The sequence below is a fragment of the Microvirga sp. P4_G7 genome (genome assembly GCF_056401005.1).
The window spans coordinates 1-2,424 of sequence record NZ_JBFUKD010000569.1 but is presented as its reverse complement, the minus strand read 5'-3'; the positions used below and the strand labels follow the sequence as shown (position 1 = coordinate 2,424).

Here is a 2,424-nt window from a genome sequence, read left to right as displayed (position 1 = left end):
CATCGACCTGTCGATGGCGATGCGGCGCGGTCGGTCAGATCGCAACCAACGCACTTTTCGACCGCCCAGTAAAAGCACATTACGGACAAGAGGATATGATGAACGACGACCAACTCACAGAAGTCGAGGTCGCAACCGAGGTGGGTAACTTTCTACTCGGAATCGATGAAGTACGAGCCCCCCTCACCGCGAAGAATTTTCTGGCGTATGTCGATGGCCAGCTTCTGGATGGTGCATCCGTCTATCGGATTGTTACGTTGGATCATGCTCCGTCCACGCCTGCGCCGCGTATCGAGGTCATCCAATGGGGATGGCCTGCGCCGTCGGACAATCGCGAGCCGCCCTTCCCTCCGGTCCCCCACGAACCGACTTCAATCACAGGGTTACGGCATGTCGACGGCACCTTGTCGCTCGCTCGCAGAGCACCGGGAACTGGCGGACACGGCTTCTTCATTACCATTGGCGATCAGCCGGAACTGGATGAAGGCGGGAGCCGCAATCCGGATTTGGCAGGGTTTGCCGCCTTCGGAAAAGTCCTCAATGGATCCGACACGATCAAACGGATTTTCGCACGCGCGGAGCCGGCCGAGTATCTCGAAAAACCCGTCGCGATTCTGACCGTGAGGCGCCGCGCATAGACGCAAGTTGCTCGCCAGAAGCTTGCAACAGACGAACCCGGCGATGCGATAGCGTAATGGCTATCGATCCGCGGTGCGTAACCCCAATGGCGCCTGAATGGACCCAGAGACCGACTTGCTTTCGCCAGTTCGGAGTGCGTGCAGAAGGCCCTTCCGCTTGGCTTCGTAATAGTAGCCTCTGGAGTAGAGCGAGACGGCCCGGTCAGAGTTGCCGGCAGCCACCCTCAAGGCATTCGCGAGATATGGTACAGCGTAAGTGAGGTTGACGTTGGCGTCGAGGAGACCCGACAACGGCCCTGTGTAGCCCATGCTGCGCGCCGTTTCGTACCGTATCTGCATCAAGCCAAAGTTTCCTTGATTGGCCGCGCGCGGATTGTAGCCACTCTCTCGTTTTATGATCCGGTGGACCAACTCCCCGGGAACGCCGTGGGCTTTGGCATGCTGTTCGACGAGAGCATCTATTGCAGTGCGTTCAGACGCGTTCGCCGGATGAGTCCAGGCGATGCAAGCAAGACCGAGAATGACACGAGGTATCATGAAAGTTCCCCCTGCTAGGGATGAACCTTCACCAGAAATCGTGGCGTTAAGGCGTCAGCTTGGCTTTAGCGTGTTACGATCACGCGGTTCGCGATCAGACCTCTTCAGTGAACGCCGGCGCCGAAAGTTGCCGTGCATGATCACGAAGATCGACGGGCCAGGCCTCCGTCATCCTCGTGAAGCGACTGAGATCGGCTGCATAGAGTGCGCGCGACGCCTCCTCGTACCCAGGCTGATTGCCGAGCATCGCAGACATAAAGCGATCAGTGGCCAATTTCGCCTGACGGACAATGGCGTCGGGTCCTTCTGCTTTGCGCGCAGCGTCGACCAGCTTTCGCAGTGTCACGGACGCTCCGCCCGGCTGCTCGGCAAGCCAGCCCCAGTGCCGCGGCAGGAGGGTCACTTCGCGTGCGACGACCCCGAGCTTCGGGCGACCGGATCGTTTGGACCGGCCGTCATCCTCCGCCGTGGTCGTTAACCTCGCGGCGATCTCCTCGTCCGTGCCGCGCAGATCGAGATCAACTTGCCGACCCGTCTCGTCCTCGAAAATCAGGACCATCCGCGCATCGCCTGTCTCTAACGCCGCCTTCACCGAAAGCGCGACATGCAGCTTTGAGCCCGAAGCAAAGTAACTCTCGCCTGAGAAGGCGGTGAACGTTTGCAGGTTTTCCATCGTAGTCTCCATTAAGCACGCATTTTATCCGGGTGTTATCCTCCTGTCAATTTTATCCGGGTAAAATGCAATTGCCCACAGGCGCCCTGCTCGCGGTGCTTGTTTTCATGCGATAAGGTCGAAGAGAGCGAACGACGAATGCCAGGAACAAGAACGATGATCTTCAAGGGATTGCTGGGCGGATTATTCGGCAGTGGTGACTCCACCAAGCGCGCATCTGCGCCCGCGGATCCCACCGAGTACAAGGGCTATCGCATTCTACCCGAGCCATATGCGGCCAAAGGGCAATTTCAGACTGCCGGCCGCATCGTGAAAGACTTCGGCGATGACACGAAGGAACATGCGTTCGTGCGCGCGGAAACTCACGCCAGCCGTGATGATGCCGTCACATTTTCGGTCTCCAAGGCCAAGCAGATCATCGACGAGCAGGGCGATCGGATCTTCTCCTGAACTCGACCCGGACGGAGCTTCGAACGTCAAAAGTGTTTGTGGGAGATTGGCTTGGTTTCGAATCGCCGCGAAAACAAACGGAAAGGGACTGGGATYGTCCGCGCCTTGCGCCTGACAGTCCTGGCG

4 protein-coding genes are annotated in these 2,424 nt (G+C 58.5%); 2 read left to right on the top strand and 2 right to left on the bottom strand.

The annotated features are described in order from the left end of the window. On the top strand, positions 1-638 hold a 638-nt coding region (locus AC1DT3_RS18035; protein ID WP_477466608.1), incomplete at its 5' end, for a peptidylprolyl isomerase. Between the two features lie 60 nt (positions 639-698). Here the strand turns inward: AC1DT3_RS18035 and AC1DT3_RS18030 are convergent. Then, entirely contained in the window at positions 699-1,175 is a 477-nt protein-coding gene (locus tag AC1DT3_RS18030; RefSeq protein WP_477466607.1) for a transglycosylase SLT domain-containing protein, read from the bottom strand. Positions 1,176-1,269: 94 nt separating this feature from the next. Continuing rightward, complete coding sequence (locus AC1DT3_RS18025; protein ID WP_477466606.1) at positions 1,270-1,848, bottom strand: DUF2239 family protein; 579 nt, start codon at positions 1,846-1,848, stop codon at positions 1,270-1,272. 156 nt (positions 1,849-2,004) lie between these two features. Here AC1DT3_RS18025 and AC1DT3_RS18020 point away from each other — a divergent pair, with 156 nt between their 5' ends. After that, positions 2,005-2,298, top strand: a complete 294-nt coding sequence (locus AC1DT3_RS18020; RefSeq protein ID WP_477466605.1) for an HlyU family transcriptional regulator — start codon at positions 2,005-2,007, stop codon at positions 2,296-2,298. Positions 2,299-2,424: the final 126 nt, after the last annotated feature.